Genomic DNA, 21,343 nt, shown 5'->3' with positions numbered 1-21,343 from the left:
GGGGGCGCGGATGCTGGTCGATCTCAACCACCGCTCAGGCTTCGTCTACGGCCGCGCCGCGGATGCCCCGCCGCCGCTCGGCGCCCGGATCAATACGCTGCTCGATGACGCGCTCGTGGCCGAGCGCGCTGGCCAGCGGCCCCGTGACTATCTCGGCGCCAGCCGGATCGGCGAGCCCTGCGCGCGCCGCCTCGTCTATGAAGTGACCCATACGCCGCCCGATCCCGGCAAGGAGATCGAGGGGCGCAGTCTGCGCATCTTCGCCGCCGGCCATGTCTTCGAGGATCTCTCCATCCGCTGGCTGCGGCTGGCCGGGTTCGACCTGCGCACCCAGACCCGCGAGGGCGGCCAGTTCGGCTTCGAGACTGCGGGCGGCCGGATCCGCGGCCATGTCGACGGCGTCATCGTCGCCGGCCCGGAGGTGGGCATCGCCTGGCCGGTTCTCTGGGAGCACAAGGCGCTGAAGGCGTCATCCTGGTCGGACACCGCGAAGAAGGGCGTCCGGCTCTCAAAGCCCGTCTATTTCGGGCAGATGCAGATCTACATGGCCTACATGGGCCTCGGTTCGGCGCTCTTCACCGCGCTGAACAAGGACAGCTGCGAACTCTACCAAGAGCACGTCCACTTCGAGCCCGCGACCGCGCAGGAACTCTCCGACAAGGCGGTCGCTGTGCTGCGCGCCGCGGATGCGGGCGAGCTGCTGCCGCGGATCGCCACGCGCCCCGACTTCTATCTCTGCCGGTTCTGCCCGTTCTCGGCGCGTTGCTGGGGTGAGCCGCGTCTAGGAAACGCTCCGGTGGAGCGTTTCAGCGGCGAACGGCCGGAGGCCACAGCATGACCGTCACACTTTCCGACATGCAGAGCCGCACCATCGCGGCGATCCGCGACTGGTACGAGACCCGCCGCCACGAGCAGCAGGTGTTCCGCGTGTTCGGCTATGCCGGGACCGGCAAGACCACGACCACCGCGCAGGCGATCGAGGCGCTGGAGCTGGCGCCGATGACTCCCGGCGCCCCGGGCGGCGTGCTCTTCGGCGCCTTCACGGGCAAGGCCGCGCTCGTCATGACGCGCAAGGGCACGCCCGCGCAGACGATCCACAGCCTGATCTACCGCGTCTCCGAGGCGACGCCGGAAGAGATCGAGCGGGTGACCGAGGACCTGGCCGAGTTGCGGCGCGAGCTACCCCGCATGGGGCCGGCCGAGCGCGACTTCGCCATGACCCGGATCGCCCAGCTCGAGATGCGGCTTGAGGACATCCACCAGCCGAAGTTCCTGATCAACGAGCAGTCGATCCTGCGCGACGCGGATCTCCTCGTCCTCGACGAGGTGTCGATGGTGGGCGAGGACCTTGGGCGCGACCTTCTCGCCTTCGGCAAGCCCATCCTGGTGCTGGGCGATCCGGGCCAGCTGCCGCCTGTGAAGGGCGCCGGCTTCTTCACCGAGGCCGCGCCGGACGTGATGCTGACCGAGGTGCACCGGCAGGCCGAGGACAGCGCCATCCTGCGGCTCGCCACGCTCGCGCGGCAGGGCGCGCCGATCCCGATGGGCGCGCATGACGACCACGTCTGGAAGATGTCGCGCTTTGATGTCGGCCCGGCACAGATGCTGCGCGGCGGACAGGTGCTCTGCGGCACCAACGCGACGCGGCGCTGGCTCAACACCGCCATGAAGCGCGCGGCCGGGTTCGAGGCCGACTATCCGACAGGCCACGGCGAGAAGATCATCTGCCTGAAGAACCGCCACGATCTCGGGCTGATCAACGGCATGTTCCTGACGCTGAGCGACGTGCGCCAGGATCCCGACGACGCCTTCGCCTTCAGCGCCATGGTCGAGACCGAGGACGGTGAGACCATCGCTGGACGGCAGAGCTTCTGGCGCGGCGAGTATGCCGACCACATCGCCTACAACCCCGAGCGCGGGCGGCGGGAATGGCAGATCAAGCGCGGCCTCATCGAGAGCAGCTGGGGCTACGCCATCACCTGCCACAAGGCGCAGGGCTTGCAATGGGAGAACGTGGTCGTCTTCGACGATGGCTTCGGTCGCTCGGCGGCCGACAGGAACCGCTGGCTCTACACCGCGATCACGCGGGCCGAGCGGGGGCTGGTGATCCTTGCTTGACCTCAACGACGCCCTCCCGCCCGCAACAGAGGCGCCGCGCTACGATCTCGACCTGATCGTCGAGCGCCTGCGCGAGACCGCCGCGCACTGGGTGCCCGACCTCTTCCCGCGCGGCCGCCGCTCCGGCGACGAGTGGCGGCTCGCCAACATCCGGGGCGACGCGCCACGGAACACCGGCTCCTGCGTCATCACGCTGCGCGGAACGCATGCCGGGGACTGGATCGACTTCGACGGCAACCATGGCGGCGGGCCGATCAGCGCGATCGAGGAAGCGACCGGGCTCGATGGTCGCGCACTGATCGCGCGCGCTGCGGAGATTGCGCGCGTCACCCCCGGCGCGCCCGAGCGGCGGGCGCCAGCAACGCCGCCGACGCCGAGGCGCGACGCCACCCGAGAGGTCGCGCATATCCTGTCGTCGGCCCAGCCGCTCGCGGGGACGCCGGCTGCGAACTACCTCGCGGGACGCGGTCTGGATGTCCCCACTGGGGCTGATCTGCTCTTCCATCCCGACCTGGCGCATTACGAGACGAAGGCTGGCTATCCGGCCCTCGTGGGCCAGGTGCGCGACCGGAATGGCGACGTCATCGGGCTGCATCGGACGTGGCTCGCGGCAGACCCCGACGGCGGCATCCGCAAGGCGCCGCTCGACAAGGCGAAGAAGATGCTGGGCCGCGTGGCCGGTGGCGCCGTGCGGCTCGCGCCCCTCGGCGACGGCGAAAGGCTGGCGCTCTCGGAAGGCATAGAGACCGGCCTCGCGGCCATGACCGCCTGTCCCGATCTGCCGGTCTGGGCCACGCTCTCGACCTCGGGCCTCGAGCAGGTCGAGCTGCCGCCGGCCGCCACGCGCATCGTGATCCTCGCCGACAACGACGCCTCGGGCGCCGGCCTGCGCGCCGCGGATGCCGCTGCGCGACGGCTGCGCGCGCAGGGGCGCGACGTCGCCATCGCCGTGCCGCCCGAAGAAGGCCAGGACTTCAACGACCTCCTGCTGAGCGACGGCCCCGCGGCCGTGGCGCGGGTGATCGCCGCCGCGGAGTCGGTCGTCGAGGCCGAGACGGTGATGCAGATCGGGCAGCACCGCCCGCTCAACTATCAGGGCTCGGGCGACACGGTCCCAACGCTGCGCGCCGACGAGGGCGATCTGGCGCGTGCGAACGAGCAGGTCTGGAGCCTGCTCATGGCCTCGAACCGCTGTCCATGGCTCTTCCGCCTGGCAGGCCAGCCCACATGGGTCGTCCCCGACGACGAGGGCCGGCCCGTCGCCACCGCGCTCAACGAGGAGAAGCTCCGCCACATGCTTGCGCGGCTTGCCCGCTGGGTGCGCGTGAACGCCAAGGGCGAGCCGATCCCGGCGCCGCCGCCTTTGCCAGTGGTCAAGTCGGTCCTCGCCACGCCCGATCCCGCGCTTCCCGTGCTGACTGGCATCGTGAACACGCCGGTCTTCGGCCGGAACGGCACGCTGCTCACCACTCCCGGCTATCATCCTGACGCGCGGCTGCTCTACGTCCCGGCGCCCGGCTTCGCAGTGCCGGACATCCCCGCCAAGCCAACCCCGGCCGAAATCGCCGCGGCGCGCGCGCTGATCTGCGAGGATCTGCTCGGGGACTTCCCCTTCACCGGCGATGCCGAGCGCTCCCACGTCGTGGCGCTCCTGCTGCTGGGCTTCCTGCGCGGCATGATCGACGGGCCCACGCCGCTGCACCTGATCGAGAAGCCCGCGCCCGGCACCGGCGCCACGCTGATGGTCGACGCCATCACGGGCATCCTGACCGGCGCGGGCGCCAGCGTCATGACCGAGGGGCGCGACGACGAGGAATGGCGCAAGCGCGTGACCGCGAAGCTCCGCCAGATTCCCTCCATCGTGCTGATCGACAACCTGCGCACCACGCTTGACAGCTCGGCGGTCGCCGCGGCGCTCACGGCGCCCTTCTGGGAGGACCGCATCCTCGGCCATTCCGAGATGGCGCGCTTGCCGATCCGCTGCCTCTGGATCGCCACCGGCAACAACCCGGAGTTCTCCAACGAGATGGCCCGGCGTCTCGTGCGCATCCGGCTCGATCCGCACACCGACCGCCCCTGGCAGCGCTCCGACTTCCGCCACCCCGACCTGATGGTCTGGGTGCGCGCCAACCGTGCCCGGCTCGTCGCGGCCTGCCTGACGCTCTGCCAAGCGTGGATCGCCGCCGGCCGGCCGCGCGGCGGGCGCAGCATCGGCTCCTTCGAGAACTGGGCGCATGTGCTCGGCGGCGTGCTCGAGGTCGCAGGCATCCCCGGCTTCCTCGGCAATCTCGAGGAGATGATGGAGTCCTCCGACAGCGAGGGCTCCGCTTGGAACGCCTTCATCGGCGCCTGGTGGGACAGGTTCGGCACCGCCGAGGTGACGGCCGCCGAGGTCTACGACATCGCGCTCTTCTGCGATCCGCCGCCGCCGATGAGCGGCGCCAACGAGCGGGCCCGCAAGACGAGCTTCGGGATGTCGATCGGGCGCATGCGGGACCGCGTGTTCCGGCTCGGCGATCTCCGCGTCCGGCTGGTGAAAGCCGGCACGTACCGGCGCGCCACGAAGTGGCAGCTGAAGGTGACCGAGGAGGAAAGATCCTCGGCAGCAGCCCGCCGCAGCGCCGAAGCGTGTGAGGCTCGGGCCGGTGGTGTGAGCCTCGAAAACGAAGGCTCACACGCGCAAGGCCCTGATACCAAACAGAAATGTGAGCCTTGTGAGCCTTGTGAACCTTTTTCCACCCTTACGCGTGCGTGCACGCGCGTGCGCACGAAAGGAGATGCCGGAAAAGGTTCACAACCCTCACAAGGTTCACAAAGCGGCGTCGTTTCAACGGGTTGCGGGTGTGAGCCTTCATGTGAGCCTTCCGCGGCAGGCTCACAGGCCTCACCGCGCCCCGACTGGCTGCGGGAGCTCGACCGATGAGCCTCGCGCGCCGCCCCCATCCCTCCATCGAGCAGCAGACAGGAAAGGAGCCCCCGATGGCCCATGCATCTCTCACCCCATCGCCCGCGATCACGCCTGCCGGCGGCACGCCGGTCCTTCTCGCCCTCGACCTTGGCACGACCACGGGCTGGGCGCTCCGCGCCGCGGACGGGCTGATCACCAGCGGCACGGTGTCGTTCCGGCCGAGTCGCTATGACGGCGGCGGCATGCGCTATGTCCGTTTCCGCGCCTGGCTGGAGCGTCTGGCCACGGATGCCGGGCCCATCGGCGCGATCCACTTCGAGGAGGTGCGCCGGCATGTGGGGACGGACGCGGCGCATGTCTTCGGTGGCCTGCTCGCCACCCTGACCGCATGGGCCGAGACGGCTGGGGTGCCCTATCAGGGCGTCCCGGTGGGCACGATCAAGCGCCACGCAACCGACAAGGGGAACGCGCCGAAGGAGGCGATGATCGCGGCGGCCCGCGCCCGGGGCTTCAGCCCCGCGGATGACAACGAGGCTGACGCCATTGCCATCCTGTTCTGGGCGATCGAGACGGCGGGAGGCGTGGCATGAGCAGGATGCGCTACACGCCAAAGGGCTATGGCGGCCGCCGCCGCGACCCGGAGCAGGTCAAACGCGAGGGCTGGCACGAGCAGCGGATGCTGGCGGTCTCGCTGGACGACCAGCGTCTCACCTGGCCGGAGCGAGAGTTGATCCGCCAGCTCGGGGACAAGCTCTACGGCAAGCCGCCCGCGGTTCGGGAGGTGCGCCATGACTGACTGGACCACCGCGCAGCTGCAGGACCGTCTCGAACTCGCGGCCGACGTCTTCGCCCAGATGCCCGCGGTGAAGCCGCAAGGCTACTTCAACGCCTGGCCCGAGTACTTCCACAGCTTCGCCGATCAGGTCGGCCAGGAGCCGCAGATGCGCCGGCCCCGGCCGAGCCCACGCCAGATCACCGAGGCCGAGGAGGCGATGCTGTGGCTGCGCTGGCTCGAGAAGGACGATGCACGCCTCGTCTGGCTGCGCGCCAACCGGACGCCGTGGAAGCCCATCTGCTGGGAGTTGGGCATCAGCCGCGCCACGGCGAACCGGCGCTGGCAGTACGGTATCGCCGTGATCGTGTGGCGGCTGAATGGAAAGCGCGTGCCCCGGAATAGGTCGATGGCCCACGTGGTTGATGGCGCTCCAGGCGGTGCCCGCCAACAATAACTTTGGCCGCCGTTCTAGTAGTCGAAGATATCGTCGAGATCGGAGTAGAAACCGTATTTTGGAGCTTCCACATTCTCGAGGCCGAAAGTGTAGAAGTGCTTTCGGGCGGCGCGCCAGCCGCGAACGAGGCTGGGCATTCTCGCTTCTGGCTTTGGGTCACCCCTCCACGCAGCGGGATCCAACCATTCGCCGGTTGCGAGCTGCCGATTTGAAGGTGTTGGGCAGTTCAAACCGTACTTCGAAGACAGGATGTGGTTGCGGGTTCGCGTGGCGCGACGAACCATGCTCAGTATCCAGCCATCCATTTGCTTCAGCGGGGCGGGGTCGTCGAGCAGGCAATAGAAACCCATCAATCCTTTCATCTTCGGAAGACGCTTCCCCTGGTGGATGAAGGCCTCAATCTCTGCTTCCGCCAGTCCGCCGTAGAGCGAGCGCCGTAATTCATAGATCAGGCCGAGCAGATCCCAGTCATAAACCGGGGCACTGGTGCTGCACCTACTCTTGTCAAAACCCGCAGCCAGATACTGGATGAGATAGATGTTCGCCAATCGCGAAACACGCGTCTTGAGCCGTTTGATGGTCTTCTCGGGAACGGTCAGTCCAGCGGGCGCGAACCGATAGCCAAGGTAGTCGAAGTGTGGGAGTGTCCTAACCTCCTGCGCTCTTTCCGAAATCACGGCAATACCAGGCGACTTCTCGGAGTTCACCTTGAGACCGCTGATCCTGCAATGGTCGAAGAAGCACTTCTCGATCAATTGGGCCTGCGAATAGTCGGAACAGAGTGCCACGACGTCGTCCGCAAATCGCACAAACCGTCCGGCCGCTGCGGTCAGTTCGACATCGAGGTCGTGGTTGGCGAGGTTCGCCAAGAGCAGCGACACGGATGATCCCTGCGGAGTACCCTTGTGTCTTCGTTGAAATTTACCCGTTCCATATTGAGCATGGTCCGCAAACTGGTGGTGCATGAAACGCTCGAAGATATGCCGCTCGTGCGGCGTAAGGCTAACTTGCCCCGAATCCGCAACCTTTCCCTTGAGATAGCCTGCGGGAATATTGTCGAAGTACTTCTCGAAATCGATCTGGACGGCAAAGAGCTTCCCGCGGTGGTCGAACTCACGGAGCGCGAGAATGGCATCGAAAACGTTCTTGTCAGGGTGATAAGCGAAGGACGCAGGAGACAGTCGTTTCAGATTTCTGTCACGCGCTCGCCGGAGCACCACGTTGGCCAACGCGGCGTCGGGGATCGCGAAAGCCATCACCTCACGCTTGGAGCCGTCAGGTTTCGGGATCTGGTAGCAGACGGCCGGAATGGGTTCGTAACAGTTGTTCAGCACCTTGTGCCAAATGGTCTTGGCAAGGAAGTTCGCGTTCCTCGAGCAGTACTTCGGGTCGAAATGCTTTGAAATTGGAGCCTTCGGTTTCCTCGAGGAAGGACCTGCTGGGAGCCCGGTACGTTTCGTGAAGCGCTGCTGATACTGCGCTTCGAGTTTCTTCGACTTCTCTTCCTTTTCAAACGCTCGCTTCGCAAGCCTTTTGATTTCAGCCTTAATCGCGTTCTGCATCAATCTTCCCGGCTAGGTCGGCGGCGAGGGCGGAGAGTCAGGGAGTCCGACAAGAAGATCGATCCCATCGTCGCGCTCATCTCTGCTGTCTTGGACAGGAAATTTGCACGCCATCAGCGACACGGTCGCCCGGTACTTTGCCCTCGCCGCCTCGGCTACTACGCCAGTACAGCAAGGGTTAACTGCCGATCGAAGCAGCGTCAACGTCGAGAGGATTGCGCGGTGCGATTTTTGACAGACCTGTCAAGGCCGTATGGCTCTGTGAGACAAATTCTTGCGAGACACCGGACGGCGAGACGGATCGCACTTCTGAAGGTATCCATGACGATATACTCGGGGTCGTGCGCTCGGGCGAACCGACGCTGATCTCGAGGTGGCCACCGGGGCTGGCTTCCGGGGTCCAGTCGGGGTCCATACCGCCAACCCATTGAATTCAATGGTTCCTTCCTGGCGACTATGTATGCTGGCGGGCTTGGCGCGATAATTCGCCAGCGACAGGGTCGAATTTTTGGGAAGCCACCCGGACCCCGGATCCACCCGAACCCCGCGCAAAACCCAATGAACGCTGGCCTCTGGGCCGGATGCCCCGGACGTCGCTGGACCCCGCCTGGAGTCCAGCGCGGCATCCGGAGTCCGGACTCCGGCCGGCATCCACCTCATCGACGGAAACCACCCGCCCATGACGCTGAGCTTCGCCCCCGAGCGGATCGAGACCTGGCCGCTGGCCAAGCTCCAGCCCTACGCGAAGAACGCGAAGGTGCATGGCGCGGACCAGGTGGCGAAGATCGCCGCCAGCATGGCTGAGTTCGGCTGGACCGTGCCCTGCCTTGTCGGCGAGGACGGCGAGCTGATCGCGGGCCACGGGCGCGTCCTGGCTGCGACGCAGCTCGGGCTGACCGAGGCGCCGGTGATCGTGCTGGGCCATCTGACCGAGGCGCAGCGCCGCGCCTACCGGATCGCGGATAACAAGCTCACGGAACTCGGCAGCTGGGACGAGGCGCTGCTCTCGGCCGAGCTGCAGGACCTGCTCGCGGACGACTACGACCTGTCGCTGGTCGGGTTCTCGGACGGCGAGCTGGACAAGCTGCTGGCCTTCGATCCGGACGGGGGCGGTGAAGAAGAAGGTGGCGCCGGGGGCTCCGTGCCGCCGGTGACCATCCCCGAACCGCCGCGCAACCCGGCGTCGCGCACCGGCGATCTGTGGATCCTCGGCGACCACCGCCTCCTCTGCGGGGACTCGACCTCGCATGACGACGTACGTCGCCTGATGAACGGCGAGCGGGCGGTGCTCTTCGCGACCGACCCGCCATACCTCGTCGACTACGACGGTTCGAACCATCCGACCCGGAACAAGGACTGGAGCCAGTCCTACGGCGTCACCTGGGACGACAGTTCGCAGGGCGCGGAGCTCTACGACGGCTTCATCTCGGCGGCCGTGGCGGAAGCCATCGCCGAGGATGCCGCCTGGTACAGCTGGCACGCCTCGCGCCGCCAGGCGATGCTGGAGGCTTGCTGGGAGAAGGCGGGCGCCTTCGTCCATCAACAGATCATCTGGGTGAAGGACCGGGGTGTCCTCACCCGGTCGCATTACCTGTGGAAGCACGAACCTTGCTTCATGGGCTGGCGTCGCCCGAACCGGCCGCCGAAAGTCGCCGAGCAGACGCTGCCCTCGACCTGGGTGATGCCCAGCTTCGCCAAGGACGAGCGCCCGGACCACCCGACGCCGAAACCGCTCGATGCATTCGGCATCCCGATGCGCCAGCACGTGGCGCGCGGCGGCCTCTGCTACGAGCCGTTCTCGGGATCGGGCTCGCAGATCATGGCGGGTGAGGCCAATGGCCGGCGCGTCTTCGCGATGGAGATCAGCCCAGCCTATGTCGATGTCGCCGTCGAGCGCTGGCAGGCCGGGACCGGCCGCGAGGCGATCTTGGACGGCGATGGCCGGACCTTCGCCGAGGTGAAGGCCGAGCGGCTGGGCGAGCCCCCGGCGGCGGCCGAGGGGGCCCACGCGGCCTGACGACGTGGATGGCGTGGCTCTATTTTCCTCCGGCCTGCCTGCCGGGGACGACGACGCGTGCCTCTTCGGCCTCTCGCTCTGCTCCGGCGCCGGTGGCCTCGACCTCGGGCTGCACCTCGCGCTCCCCGGATATCGCACTGTGGGTCATGTCGAGCGGGACGCCTACGCCGCGGCCATCCTCGTGGCGCGGATGGAAGACGCGGCCCTGGATCCGGCGCCTGTCTGGGACGACGTTGCCACCTTCGACGGCCGCCCTTGGCGCGGCGCGGTGGATATCGTCACTGCGGGCTATCCGTGCCAGCCGTTCTCCGTCGCTGGCAAGCGCCGGGGCGCGGACGACCCGCGCCACCTCTGGCCCCATGTCGCCCGGATCGTCGGCGAGATCGATCCGCCCTTCGTGTTCCTCGAGAATGTCGCCCATCATCTCCGCCTCGGCTTCCCCGAAGTCGCCGGCGGACTGGTCGGCATGGGCTACAAGCTTGCGGCAGGCCTCTTTACGGCGGCGGAAGTCGGCGCGCCCCACAAGCGCGAGCGGCTCTTCATCCTCGCCCACCGCGAGCGCGACCACCTGGCCGACCCCTCGCGCCTGCTCGGGGACGCGCTCGAGTGGCGGGAACCGGACGGAGATGATGCGTCTCTGGCCGACGCCGCTGGCCGGCGACAGCAAGGGGACGCGGAACCGGACGAGCCATCGCAGCGCGACGGCGCGCCCGCGCAACGACGGGTCCACGCTCTGCGACGCGACGCGGATGTGGATGACGCCGACGGCGCGGGATCACAAGGATGGCGCGACGAGCCTCGCGAACACGCCGGTGAACGGGCTGCTTGGCCGCCAGGTCCTGGTGACGCCGATGGCTGGCGAGAATTCCTGCGACACGCCCCGGACCTTGAACCCAGCCTTCGTCGAGGCGCTGATGGGCTGGCCCACCGGGTGGACCGGCTTCGGCTCTGTGGCAACGGCGTGGTCCCGCTGGTCGCAGCGCATGCGCTCCGAACTCTCGCTGCTCAACTGTTGGCCGATGGATGAGGACGTGGCATGAAGCAGAGCCGGGGCATGTCGCTGGTCGAGGCCGCCGCCAACGTGGCGGTCGGCTATGGCGTTGCGGTGGTGACGCAGATCCTGATCTTCCCTGTCTTCGGGCTGCACACGACGCTGGCGCAGAACCTGAAGATGGGCGCGGTGTTCACGGTGGTGAGCATTGCGAGATCCTATCTTCTGCGACGACTGTTCGAAGCGATCCGGGTCGCGTCGAGGAACGACCGAGCCACCTAGCGGGGAGCCGACGGTCAGTTTCGAAGTTGTCGCTATCCCGTTCATATCCTATGGTTTCTCGAAGTGTAGGATGGGCATGAGGAACAGTTTCCCGTCCAGGCCAATCGACGGGATCGAGATCTTGAAGGATACAGACGACCAGACGCCGAATACCGACACCTTGCCGGATGGCCTTGAGGCCCTGCGGCGGGAACTGAGCTTGTCGGACGTGATGGGTCTGATCGAGCGCACCGCGCAATGGGTCGACCTGAAGACGTTCAGGTATCTTCCAGTCTGGTACCCGGAGCATGCGCGACGTGCGCTGTTCTACAAAGCCAACTGGTCCGAGCCGCAGATGAACCGAAACCGCCAGACCGGTGTCACTATCCACAAGTCCGAAGGAAACGTGCATGCGAACAAGGCGCTGACGCTTGCCCTCGGCCTTCGGGCCGGAGAACGGCCAAACTGGTCGTGCTGCCATATCTGGGGCATCGACGACGCCTTCTACCAGGTCAGCAACGCAGTGGTTCAGGACCGACGCTTCTTCTCCTGCGTCGCGAACATGGTTCTGCTGCCGACGCCCTTGAAGGCGTTCACGGACGTCATGACCGACGTAAAGATGATGCTTCGCGTCTGTGCGCTGCACCTCTACGGCTGGTCCTGCGACCACGACGACGTAGCGGACATCGCGGGTCAGGTTGCCGACTGGGCGAATTGGGACGCCTATCCGGAGAGCTGGCCCAAACCGGGTCGGACGACGCTCCCGCTGGGCACGGCCAAGTTCTCGCCTCGGGTCAAGGCGGCGGCAGACCGCAGGAAGGCCGCAATTCGTAAGGATCTGGCATCCGCTGGTCCGCACTATCCGCGGGAAGAGGTCCGCAAGGTGTTCGATTACTGGAACATCTCGCTCTGAGAGAAGGAAGCCGCCGCCCCAAGCGGGACGGCGGCATCGGGCCGTGGTGTTCTGCGGCTCTAGTCGCTGGGCAGGCTGTAGACCCGACCGCGGCCCTCGACCTTCTCCGAGGTGACTTCGAGTCCGAGCTTCTTCTTGAGCGCGCCGGCGAAGGCGCCTCGGACCGTGTGCGGCTGCCAGCCCGTTGCGGCCACGATCTCGTCGATGGTCGCGCCGCCGTCGGCGCGGAGCATTTCGATCAGCTTCGCCTGCTTCGTGCCCGTGCGCGGCGTGCGCGCCTTGGGCGCGCGGTCGTCCCCGGCGGGGGTGTCTAGCGGGGGCTCTGCACTCGGCGCCTCGTCGGCGCCCGTGGGCGCGCTGTCGCCGCTCTCCGGCTCGACCCCGATGGCGGCGAGGCCCGCGTCCGTGATGTGCAGGAGGATGGCCCGCCCGTCCTCATCGTTGCGCCAGACGCGGTTGAGCGCGGCGTCGGCCTTGGCCCGGCTGTCGGTGATGGTCTCGGCGATCAGTCCTCGGGAGAGCAGCGCGCCGACCACCTTGGTGGCGGCGCCGCCGCGGAGCGAGCCGGGGAGCGGCAGAACGTTGCGGTCCTCGTTCTGGGCAGCGCGTGACAGGATGATCGTCTGGGTGTCGGAAAGCTTGGTCATGGGGTCGTCTCCATATTCGGGCCCGCGACATGCGGCGCCTTCTACGACCCCGAGCCGCGCAGTGCGCGCGGCGGGAGTTCCGGCAGTGCCGGAGATCAGCGGGCGTGTTCGCCCTCGCCGAAGGCGCTGTCGGTGATGCGCTTCAGGAGGCTCGCGTAGTGTTCGAGGGTGCCGACATGGCCCCAGTCCACGTCGTCGGGATGGCAGTTGAAATGGTCGTCGCTGAGCGCCTGCAGGCGGGCGAGCATCGCGTCGATCTCGGCCTTCTTACCGATGAAGGCGCTCAGCGCGGCTTCCTTGTTGCGCCGGGCCTTCTCGGCGCGGAGTTCGTGGCGCGGGGTGGTGATCGGGTTCAGGCGAGTCGTCATCGTTGTGGCTCCGTGGTGAGTTGCATCGTCCTTGTGGGAGGGACGTTCGCTCTGTCGCGGAGGCTTATCAACTCGATAAGCACCTGACTTTGAATGATAATCGGGGCTGGCGATGCAGGGCATGAGCGAGCGCCAGTACGCTGCCCATGTCGGGCTGTCGCGCGGCGCGATCCAGAAGGCGAAGGCCGCCGGCCGACTGGTCATGAACGAGGATGGTAGCATCGACGCCGCGGCCTCGGACCGGCTGCGCGCGGAAGCGACCGATCCGTCGAAGACCAGGAAGGCGCCGAAGGAGCCGAAGCTCAAGCCCGTGCCCGAGGCGGCTGTCTCGGCCGTCGGCGACACGCTGCGGGAACAGGGCATGGCCGCGCCGGTCACCGGCGGCGGCACGACCTTCCTGCAGGCGAAGACGGCGCACGAGGTGCTGAAGGCGCAGGAGCGGCGCATCCGGCTCGCGAAGCTGAAGGGCGAACTGGTCGACCGCGACCGCGCCACGGCGCTGGTCTTCCGGCTCGCGCGCGAGGAACGCGACGCGTGGGTCAACTGGCCGGCGCGGGTGGCTGCGCTGATGGCGGCGGAGTTGGAAACGGAGACGGCGGCCATGCAGAAGGTTCTGGAGGCCCATGTCCGCGCCCATCTCGAGGAACTCGCCCAGCCCCGGATTGCCCTCTGAGGATATCGCGGCCTTCGATGGGGCGGAGGCGCTGCTCCGGGCTTGGGGCCGCGGCCTCACGCCCGATCCCTGGCTGACCGTCTCGGAATGGTCTGACACGCACCGCTGGCTGAGCTCGCGCGCGAGCGCCGAGCCCGGCCGGTACCGCACCGAGCGCACGCCCTACATGCGCGCGATCATGGACGCGCTCTCGCCCGGCGATCCGACGCAGCGGGTGGTGTTCATGAAGGCCGCGCAGGTCGGCGCGACCGAGGCGGGCAACAACTGGATCGGCTTCGTGATCCACCACGCGCCGGGGCCGATGCTCGCCGTCCAGCCGACGGTGGAACTGGCCAAGCGAAACTCGCGCCAGCGGATCGACCCGCTGATCGAGGAGAGCCCGGCGCTGAAAGAGCGTGTCCGCCCGGCGCGGGCGCGCGACAGCGGCAATACGCAGCTGTCGAAGGATTTTCCCGGCGGCGTCCTGGTGATGACCGGCGCCAACTCGGCCGTGGGCCTGCGCTCGATGCCCGCGCGCTACGTCTTCCTCGACGAGGTCGACGCCTATCCGGCCTCGGCAGACGAGGAAGGCGACCCGGTCGGGCTCGCTGAGGCGCGCTCGCTGACCTTCGCGCACCGGCGGAAGGTGTTCCTGGTCTCGACGCCGACGATCCGCGGCGTCAGCCGGATCGAGCGGGAATACGAGGCGAGCGACCAGCGGCGCTTCTTCGTGCCGTGCCCGCATTGCGACACGATCCAGTGGCTGCGGTTCGAGCGGCTGCGCTGGGAGAAGGGCAAACCGGAGACGGTGGCGTACCACTGCGATTCCTGCGAGGAGCAGATCGAGGAACACCACAAGCCGGCGATGCTGGCCGCGGGCGAATGGCGGGCGACCGCAGAGCCTCGCGACGCGCGGGCGGTGGGGTTTCATCTCTCGGCGCTCTATTCGCCGCCGGGGTGGAAGAGCTGGGCCGACATCGCGCGCGACAAGGAGACGGCGGCGGGGTCGGACGAGGCCGAGCGGGTGTTCCGCAATACCGTTCTCGGCGAGACCTGGACCGAGACCGGCGATGCGCCGGACTGGCAGCGGATCGCCGAGCGGCGCGAGGACTGGCCGGCGGGGACCGTTCCCGCGGGTGGGCTGTTCCTGACCGCCGGCGCGGACGTGCAGAAGGACCGGATCGAGGTCGATGTCTGGGCCTGGGGCCGTGGGCTGGAAAGCTGGCTGGTCGATCACGTCGTGATCGAGGGCGGCCCGGCGCGCCCCGAGGCGTGGGAGGCGCTGACCGATCTGCTCGGCCGCGGCTGGCGACATGCCGGCGGCGCGGAGTTGGGCCTTGCAAGGCTCGCCATCGACTCGGGCTACGAGACGGCCGCGGTCTATGGCTGGGCACGTTCGGTCGGCTTCGCGCAGGTGGCGCCGGTGAAGGGACTCGAGGGCTTCAACCGTTCGAGCCCGGTGTCGGGGCCGACCTTTGTCGACGCGACCGCGGGCGGCAAACGCCTGCGCCGGGGCGCGCGGCTCTGGACCGTGGCCACCTCGACCTTCAAGGCCGAGACCTATCGCTTTCTGCGGCTGGCCCGGCCGACCGCGGAAGAGCTGGAGGAAGGCGCTGCGTTCCCGCCTGGCACGGTGCATCTGCCCGGCTGGGCGGACACCGAGTGGATCCGGCAGCTGACGGCCGAGCAGCTGGTGACGGTGCGCAACCGCCGCGGCTTCGCCAAGCTCGAATGGCAGAAGCTCCGCGAGCGCAACGAGGCGCTGGACTGCCGGGTCTATGCCCGCGCCGCCGCCTGGATCGCGGGCGCGGATCGCTGGCCCGAGGCGACATGGGCCGATCTGGAAGCGCAGCTGGGCGTGCCGAGCGGGATGGACAGTCCGGCCGGTCTGATCGGGCGGCCCGAAGCGGGCCCGCAAGGCAAGCGCCGCTCCGACTGGCTCGGGCGGCGGGAAGGATGGTTCTGAACATGGCGGACTGGACGGAAGCGGAGCTCGCGGCGCTCAGGCGCGCCTATGCGAGCGGCACGACGCGCGTCAGCTATGACGGCAAGACCGTGGACTACGGCTCGGCCGAGGATCTGCTCGGGCGCATCCGCACCATCGAGCGCCAGATCGCCGGGACCACGGCGCGGCCCATCGCGGGCTTCGCCGGCTTCTCGCGCGGGGATCGCTGATGGTCTCGTGGCTCGACAGGGCCATCGCGAGCGTCGCCCCGCGCACGGCCACGCGTCGCGTACTGGCGCGGCAGGCTTTCGAAGGGCTCGCCCGCTCCTACGAGGGTGCGGCGCGCGGCCGACGCACCGATGGCTGGCATGCGCCGGGATCGTCGGCCGACGCCGAGATCGGCCGTGCCGGGGCGCTGCTGCGGGACCGGATGCGGGACCTGGTTCGGAACAACCCGCATGCCGCGAAAGCGGTCTCGGTGCTCGTGAACAACATCGTCGGCGCGGGCATCATGCCGCGCGCCGCGAGCGGCGACGCCGCCCTCGACCGCGAGGTGGACCGGCTCTTTGAGATCTGGGCGCGGGGCTGCGATGCGGACGGGCAACTCGACTTCTACGGGCTGCAGACCCTCGCCTGCCGCGAGATGGTGGAGGCCGGCGAGGTGCTGGTCCGCCGCCGCCCCCGCCGCCCCGGCGACGGAATCATGCCGCCCGTCCAGCTGCAGCTGCTGGAGGCCGACTTTCTCGACGCGACCCGCAACGGCGCGCTCGGCGCGGGCCAGGCGGTGCAGGGCATCGAGTTCGACGCGCTCGGCCGGCGCCGGGCCTATTGGCTCTTTGGCGCGCATCCGGGCGACGCGAGCCTCAGTCTGACCGGCGGTCTCACCAGCCGGGCGGTGCCCGCGACCGAGATCGCCCATGTCTACGAGAAGCAGCGCACGCAGGCGCGGGGCGTGCCCTGGGGCGCGCCGGTCATCCGTGCCTTGCGCGATCTCGACGACTACGAGGTGGCGGAGATCGTGCGGAAGAAGACCGAGGCCTGCGTCACCGCCATCGTCTTCGGCGACGAGGAGGCGCAGCAGGGCATCGCGCCCGCGGTGGTCGACGCTGACGGCAACCGCGTCGAGCAGTTCGAGCCGGGCCTCATCGCCTATGCCCGCGGGGGCAAGGACATCCGGTTCAACCAGCCGGCGGCCACCGGGGGCTATGGCGAATACAAGCGGGCAAGCCTGCACACGATCTCTGCCGGCTTCCGGGTGCCCTACGAGCTGCTGACCGGCGATCTCAGCCAAGTGAACTACTCGTCGATCCGCGCCGGCCTCGTGGAGTTCCGCCGAATGATCGACGCGGTGCAGTGGCAGCTCTTCATCCCGATGTTCTGCGCGCCCGTCTGGCGCTGGTTCACCGAGGCCGCATGGGCGGCAGGCCAGATCCCAACGCCAGACGTACCGGTCGAATGGTCGCCGCCGAAGTTCGAGGCTGTCGATCCGCAGAAGGACGCCATGGCGAACCTCTTGTCGATCCGCTCTGGCACCATGACGCTTGCAGAGGTGATCGCGCGACAGGGGCGCAACCCCGACGCCGTGCTGGCCGAGATCGCCGCCACGAATGCCAAGCTCGACGATCTTGGTCTGGTGCTCGACAGCGATCCACGGCGTGTCACCAAGACCGGCAGCACGCAGACAAGCGACCCGACAAACGAACCGGCCGACGACGAGCCCACCGCCGATCCGGAAACCGACCCGGCACAGGCCGAGCCCGACCAACAGGACTGACCCATATGGACACGATGATCGAAATCCCGGCCTTGCGCCGGATGGCGGAGCTTGCGCCGAACTCAGCCGATATCGACGCTCGCACCGTCGAGGTGATCTGGTCGGCGGGTGCACGGGTCCGCCGGTCGACCCTGTTCGGGGAACCCTATGACGAGGAACTGAGCCTCGAGCCAGACCATGTGCGGCTCGACCGTCTGAACGCCGGCGCGCCGTTTCTGAAGGTGCATGAGGTCGACACGCTGGATGCCGTTATTGGCTCGGTCGTTCCCGGCTCGGCCCGCATCGAAAACGGTCGCGGCGTTGCGCAGGTGCGCATCTCTGAACGCGCCGATGTTGAGCCGATCTGGCGTGACATCCAAGCGGGCCACATCCGTGCCGTGTCAATCGGCTACCAGGTTCACCGCTTCGAGGTGTCGAAACCAGAGGCCGCCCGCGAGCTTTGGCGCGCGGTGGATTGGACGCCCTTCGAGGTCTCCGCCGTGCCCGTTGGCGCGGACCCCGCCGCGGGCTTTCGCGCGCAATCCCCCCTTCACGACTGCGTCCTTTATCGCCGGGACGTCCCATCCACCCAAACAGGAGCCATCCCGATGACGGACAAATCCAATGATCCGGCGAGCGACGCCGAAACCCAAGCGCAAAAGCCGACCGAGCCAGTTGAAACCGAGGGCACCACGATGACTGAACCGAAACCGGCTGCGCCTGATCCGAAAGACGCTGCCGCCCAGACCCGCGCGCAGCCCAAGCCGCAGAAACCCGATGTCGCTCCTGCACCCGACACCGAAGCGGTCGCGACCCGCGCGCGCGAAACCGAGCGTGACCGCGTTTCCACGATCTACGATCTGGCGGGTCGCCTGAACCTCGAGCGCAGCTTTGCCGAGGAGCTGGTGAAACGCGGCACGGACGTCGATGAGGCCCGTCGCCTGATCCTCGAGCAGGTCGCCGCCAAATCCGAAGAAACCCGGACCTTTAGCCAGGTGTCGATCCCGCTCGGCGGCCGCGATGAGCAGGTCACCCGCCGCGATGCCGTCGCGAACGCGCTGCTGCACCGCTACAGCCCAACGCTCTTCCAGCTGGAGGATGCAGCCCGGCAGTATCGCGGCATGACACTCATGGAACTGGCCCGCGAAAGCCTCGGCAATGCGGGCGTGAACACCCGCGGCCTGTCGCGCGACGAGGTGGCCACGCGGGCGCTACACTCCACCTCGGACTTCCCCGAGATCCTCTCGGCCGTCACCAACAAAACCCTGCGACAAGCCTACGAGGCCTATCCCCGGACCTTCATGCTGTTCTGCCGCCAGGTGCTCGCCACCGACTTCAAGGCCATGCATCGGGTCCAGCTCGGCGAAGCGCCGCAGCTGCTGGAGGTGAGCGAAAGCGGGGAGTTCAAGCGTGGGACGCTCGGCGAGAGCAAGGAGAGCTACCGGGTCAAGACCTATGGCCGGGTGGTCGCGATCACCCGCCAGACGCTGATCAACGACGATCTCGACGCCTTCACGCGCATCCCGGCGATGTACGGCAACTCCATCGCACAGCTGGAATCCGACGTGGTATGGGGCATCATCACAGCCAACCCGGCGATGGCCGACGGCAACGCGCTCTTCCACAACAGCCACAAGAACCTGGCCGGCACCGGCGCCGCGCTCGATGTGACCAGCGTCGGCACGGCCCGCGCCGCCATGGCCAAGCAGACCGGGCTCGACAAGAAGACGGTGCTCAATGTCCGGCCCGCCTTCCTGATCGTTCCCGCCTCGCTGGAACTGAAGGCCGAACAGCTGGTCGCCCAGAACCTGGTGCCCGCCGCGACCGCGAGCGTGGTGCCGCAGTCGATCCGCACGCTCGCGCCGATCAGCGAGCCCCGCCTCGACGCCGCCAGCGAGACCGCGTGGTACCTGGCCGCGAGCCCAAACCAGATCGACACCATCGAGTACGCTTATCTCGAGGGCCAGCAGGGTGCCTACATCGAGACCCGCAACGGTTTCGATGTCGACGGCGTCGAGATCAAATGCCGCCTCGACTTCGGTGCCAAGGCCATCGACTGGCGCGGCCTCTATAAAAATCCTGGGGCATAGGATCGGCGACCCCCATGACGATCGATGATCGACAGGGCGCTGTGCCGGTGCCGGGGTTCCCCGGATATCACATCAACCGCACCGGTCAGGTCTGGAGCGCGCATCGCAAGGGTAGGATCCCACGCGGTGCGCGCTCTCGCTGGCTGGACCAGAAAGACTGGACTGTTCGACAGCCGTGGTGTGACCCCGAAGGCTATCTGCACCACACACTGGTGCGTGGCGGCAGAGGTGCCCGGCAGCGGATTGCTCTGCATATTCTCGTCGCGGCTGCCTTTCTGGGGCCGCGACCAGACGGGCTGGTCGTCGCTCACCTCGATGGCGACAAGTCGAACAACTGCGCCCAGAACCTCGCCTATGTTTCGCAGCGCGAGAACATCGAACACAAGCGTGAGCACGGCACGATGCTGTGCGGAGATCGCTCGCATCTGTCCCGCATGACCGACCACCAATGTCTGCGCATGCTTGATTGCCTGGACGTTGGCTATTCCCGGCGAGAGGTCGCCGGGGCTTTTGGCGTCAGCGTCGCGCATGTGGCCGCGCTGAAAACCGGCCGCATTCGAAAACACCTCAGAGCCAAACGGCACCTATGAGAAAGGAAATCTCCCATGGCCAAAAACTACGTCCAGCCGGGCAACACCATCACCCTGACCGCGCCTTATGCCGTGACCTCCGGCGACGGCCTGCTCGTTGGCTCCATCTTCGGCATCGCATCCGGGGACGCCGCCCTCGGCGAGCCCGTCGAGACCTCGCTCGTCGGCGTATTCGACCTCACCAAGGTCGGTTCGCAGGCCTGGACCGTCGGCGCCAAGGTCTATTGGGACGACACCAACAAGCGCACCACGAGCGTGGCCACATCGAACACGTTGATCGGCGTGGCGACCGAAGCCGTGGCAGGCGGGGCCGGTGACACCATCGGCAGGGTGCGCCTGAACGCGGCGTTCTGATGACAGCGTTTGACGCCATCGTTGATACGCTCTTTGCCGATCCGAACATCGGTCGTGAAGCAGTCTACATCGCTGATGGCGGCGCGCCTGTCCTAATACACGTCGTCTCCCGTCAGGCGGATGCGATTACCGACTTCGCCGATGCCCGGCTCTGGTCCGAGACCACTCGGATTGACCTGCGCGTGGCCGATGTCGCGAACCCGCGCCCCGGCGACCGCTTGGAGATCGACGGGGACGCCTTCCTCATACATGGCGAGCCCGTTCGCGATCGCGAGCGGTTGGTCTGGACTGTGGACCTGCGCCCAGCATGAAACTCAAGCTCGACATCACACCCGATCTCATCGCCGCAATGGCCGCAGAGGTGAAGGCGGGCGAGAAGGCCGTCACCGCCGCCATGCGCGAGGCCGGGACCGGGTTGAAGTCTTCGTGGCGCATGCAGATCACCGGCGCGGGGCTCGGGAGACGGCTCGCCAACTCGATTCGCAACCAGACCTTCCCGCGCGCAGGCGAAAGCCTCGATGCCGCCGCGCTGGTCTGGTCGAAAGCGCCGGTCATCGTCGGCGCCCACGACACTGGTCCGCTGATCCGCTCGAAAGATGGGTTCTACCTCGCGATCCCGACCGAAGCCGCGGGCCGAGGCCTGCGCGGTCGCCGGATCACCCCGGGCGAATGGGAGCGGAGGCGCGGGCTGCGCCTGCGCTTCGTCTATCGTCGCCGAGGACCCAGCCTGCTGGTCGCCGACAAGGCCCGCATCAATAAGCGCGGTCAGGCGGTGGCATCGCGCTCAAAGACCGGCCGCAACCAGGTCACCGCCCCAATCTTCTTGCTGGTCCCGCAGGTCAAGCTGCCGAAGCGCCTGGACTTAGATCGCGATGCCGAGCGGGCCCTCGATGGCGTGCCGGGGTTGATCGTCGCGAACTGGGTGGAGGTGCGGACTTGATGCCG

General features: G+C 67.6%; 22 protein-coding genes and 1 pseudogene. 20 read left to right on the top strand and 3 right to left on the bottom strand.

Annotated elements, in window-relative coordinates; genetic code table 11:
• The first annotated feature begins 10 nt into the window (after window positions 1–10).
• From C8N32_RS11420 to C8N32_RS11395, 6 genes are read left to right on the top strand one after another with little or no spacing between them, the layout of a single operon-like run.
• Entirely contained in the window at window positions 11–838 is an 828-nt protein-coding gene (locus tag C8N32_RS11420) for a PD-(D/E)XK nuclease family protein (protein WP_107893118.1), read from the top strand.
• Entirely contained in the window at window positions 835–2,118 is a 1,284-nt protein-coding gene (locus C8N32_RS11415) for an ATP-dependent DNA helicase (RefSeq protein ID WP_107893117.1), read from the top strand. Before C8N32_RS11420 ends, C8N32_RS11415 begins: the two co-directional genes overlap by 4 nt.
• On the top strand, window positions 2,111–5,041 hold the full coding sequence (locus tag C8N32_RS11410) for a DUF7146 domain-containing protein (RefSeq protein WP_107893116.1): 2,931 nt from the start codon (window positions 2,111–2,113) through the stop codon (window positions 5,039–5,041). The genes C8N32_RS11415 and C8N32_RS11410 overlap by 8 nt, the downstream gene beginning before the upstream one ends.
• Complete coding sequence (locus C8N32_RS11405; protein WP_425319739.1) at window positions 5,038–5,616, top strand: crossover junction endodeoxyribonuclease RuvC; 579 nt, start codon at window positions 5,038–5,040, stop codon at window positions 5,614–5,616. The genes C8N32_RS11410 and C8N32_RS11405 overlap by 4 nt, the downstream gene beginning before the upstream one ends.
• Window positions 5,613–5,822: a hypothetical protein gene (locus C8N32_RS11400; protein ID WP_241094982.1), complete on the top strand. Its 210-nt coding sequence runs from the start codon at window positions 5,613–5,615 to the stop codon at window positions 5,820–5,822. The genes C8N32_RS11405 and C8N32_RS11400 overlap by 4 nt, the downstream gene beginning before the upstream one ends.
• The gene (locus C8N32_RS11395) at window positions 5,815–6,255 is read left to right on the top strand and encodes a DUF6362 family protein (RefSeq protein ID WP_107893114.1); all 441 of its coding nucleotides are present in this window, start codon (window positions 5,815–5,817) and stop codon (window positions 6,253–6,255) included. Before C8N32_RS11400 ends, C8N32_RS11395 begins: the two co-directional genes overlap by 8 nt.
• A 14-nt stretch (window positions 6,256–6,269) precedes the next feature.
• Here the strand turns inward: C8N32_RS11395 and C8N32_RS11390 are convergent, their stop codons facing one another.
• Entirely contained in the window at window positions 6,270–7,817 is a 1,548-nt protein-coding gene (locus C8N32_RS11390) for a reverse transcriptase domain-containing protein (RefSeq protein ID WP_107893113.1), read from the bottom strand.
• Window positions 7,818–8,496: 679 nt separating this feature from the next.
• On the opposite strand from C8N32_RS11390, the gene C8N32_RS11385 reads away from it, so the two are divergent.
• The 5 genes and pseudogenes from C8N32_RS11385 to C8N32_RS11370 all read left to right on the top strand — a co-directional run bounded on the left by C8N32_RS11385 (window position 8,497) and on the right by C8N32_RS11370 (window position 11,999).
• Window positions 8,497–9,834 (top strand): site-specific DNA-methyltransferase, encoded by a 1,338-nt coding sequence (locus C8N32_RS11385; protein ID WP_107893112.1) that lies wholly within the window; start codon window positions 8,497–8,499, stop codon window positions 9,832–9,834.
• Between the two features lie 4 nt (window positions 9,835–9,838).
• Window positions 9,839–10,342, top strand: a pseudogene (locus C8N32_RS15340) (DNA cytosine methyltransferase); the annotation flags it as partial.
• Between the two features lie 241 nt (window positions 10,343–10,583).
• Window positions 10,584–10,874: a hypothetical protein gene (locus C8N32_RS15335; protein ID WP_242509425.1), complete on the top strand. Its 291-nt coding sequence runs from the start codon at window positions 10,584–10,586 to the stop codon at window positions 10,872–10,874.
• Entirely contained in the window at window positions 10,871–11,107 is a 237-nt protein-coding gene (locus tag C8N32_RS11375) for a DUF7220 family protein (RefSeq protein ID WP_107893110.1), read from the top strand. Before C8N32_RS15335 ends, C8N32_RS11375 begins: the two co-directional genes overlap by 4 nt.
• Window positions 11,108–11,228: 121 nt before the next feature.
• A complete protein-coding gene (locus C8N32_RS11370) occupies window positions 11,229–11,999 on the top strand; it encodes a hypothetical protein (RefSeq protein WP_242509421.1) in 771 nt (256 codons plus the stop codon).
• 59 nt (window positions 12,000–12,058) lie between these two features.
• Here C8N32_RS11370 and C8N32_RS11365 read toward each other — a convergent pair whose 3' ends face one another.
• Both C8N32_RS11365 and C8N32_RS11360 read right to left on the bottom strand, forming a co-directional pair.
• On the bottom strand, window positions 12,059–12,646 hold the full coding sequence (locus C8N32_RS11365) for a DUF3489 domain-containing protein (protein ID WP_107893109.1): 588 nt from the start codon (window positions 12,644–12,646) through the stop codon (window positions 12,059–12,061).
• 95 nt (window positions 12,647–12,741) lie between these two features.
• The gene (locus tag C8N32_RS11360; protein WP_107893108.1) at window positions 12,742–13,014 is read right to left on the bottom strand and encodes a hypothetical protein; all 273 of its coding nucleotides are present in this window, start codon (window positions 13,012–13,014) and stop codon (window positions 12,742–12,744) included.
• Window positions 13,015–13,126: 112 nt separating this feature from the next.
• Between C8N32_RS11360 and C8N32_RS11355 the strand changes: the two genes are divergently transcribed.
• The 9 genes from C8N32_RS11355 to C8N32_RS11315 are packed head-to-tail and all read left to right on the top strand — an operon-like array spanning window position 13,127 to window position 21,338.
• Window positions 13,127–13,687, top strand: a complete 561-nt coding sequence (locus C8N32_RS11355; RefSeq protein ID WP_107893107.1) for a hypothetical protein — start codon at window positions 13,127–13,129, stop codon at window positions 13,685–13,687.
• A complete protein-coding gene (locus C8N32_RS11350; RefSeq protein ID WP_107893106.1) occupies window positions 13,638–15,632 on the top strand; it encodes a phage terminase large subunit family protein in 1,995 nt (664 codons plus the stop codon). Before C8N32_RS11355 ends, C8N32_RS11350 begins: the two co-directional genes overlap by 50 nt.
• Window positions 15,623–15,841 carry a phage head-tail joining protein gene (locus tag C8N32_RS11345; protein WP_207186903.1) on the top strand — a complete coding sequence of 73 codons (219 nt, stop codon included), beginning with the start codon at window positions 15,623–15,625 and terminating at the stop codon, window positions 15,839–15,841. Before C8N32_RS11350 ends, C8N32_RS11345 begins: the two co-directional genes overlap by 10 nt.
• A complete protein-coding gene (locus C8N32_RS11340) occupies window positions 15,841–17,385 on the top strand; it encodes a phage portal protein (RefSeq protein WP_201132295.1) in 1,545 nt (514 codons plus the stop codon). Before C8N32_RS11345 ends, C8N32_RS11340 begins: the two co-directional genes overlap by 1 nt.
• Before the next feature lie 5 nt (window positions 17,386–17,390).
• Window positions 17,391–19,454: a prohead protease/major capsid protein fusion protein gene (locus tag C8N32_RS11335; RefSeq protein WP_107893104.1), complete on the top strand. Its 2,064-nt coding sequence runs from the start codon at window positions 17,391–17,393 to the stop codon at window positions 19,452–19,454.
• Window positions 19,455–19,468: 14 nt separating this feature from the next.
• Window positions 19,469–20,044, top strand: coding sequence for an HNH endonuclease signature motif containing protein (locus tag C8N32_RS11330; protein WP_107893103.1), 576 nt, complete (start codon window positions 19,469–19,471; stop codon window positions 20,042–20,044).
• 15 nt (window positions 20,045–20,059) lie between these two features.
• Window positions 20,060–20,398 (top strand): DUF2190 family protein, encoded by a 339-nt coding sequence (locus tag C8N32_RS11325; protein ID WP_107893102.1) that lies wholly within the window; start codon window positions 20,060–20,062, stop codon window positions 20,396–20,398.
• Window positions 20,398–20,709, top strand: coding sequence for a head-tail joining protein (locus C8N32_RS11320; RefSeq protein ID WP_107893101.1), 312 nt, complete (start codon window positions 20,398–20,400; stop codon window positions 20,707–20,709). Before C8N32_RS11325 ends, C8N32_RS11320 begins: the two co-directional genes overlap by 1 nt.
• Entirely contained in the window at window positions 20,706–21,338 is a 633-nt protein-coding gene (locus C8N32_RS11315) for a DUF6441 family protein (RefSeq protein ID WP_107893100.1), read from the top strand. Before C8N32_RS11320 ends, C8N32_RS11315 begins: the two co-directional genes overlap by 4 nt.
• The last annotated feature ends 5 nt before the right edge of the window (window positions 21,339–21,343 follow it).

This window comes from Rhodovulum imhoffii (genome assembly GCF_003046545.1).
Classification (GTDB): Bacteria; Pseudomonadota; Alphaproteobacteria; order Rhodobacterales; family Rhodobacteraceae; genus Rhodovulum; species Rhodovulum imhoffii.
The sequence above is the reverse complement of the archived record's forward strand: the minus strand, read 5'-3'. Positions and strand labels throughout refer to the sequence as shown.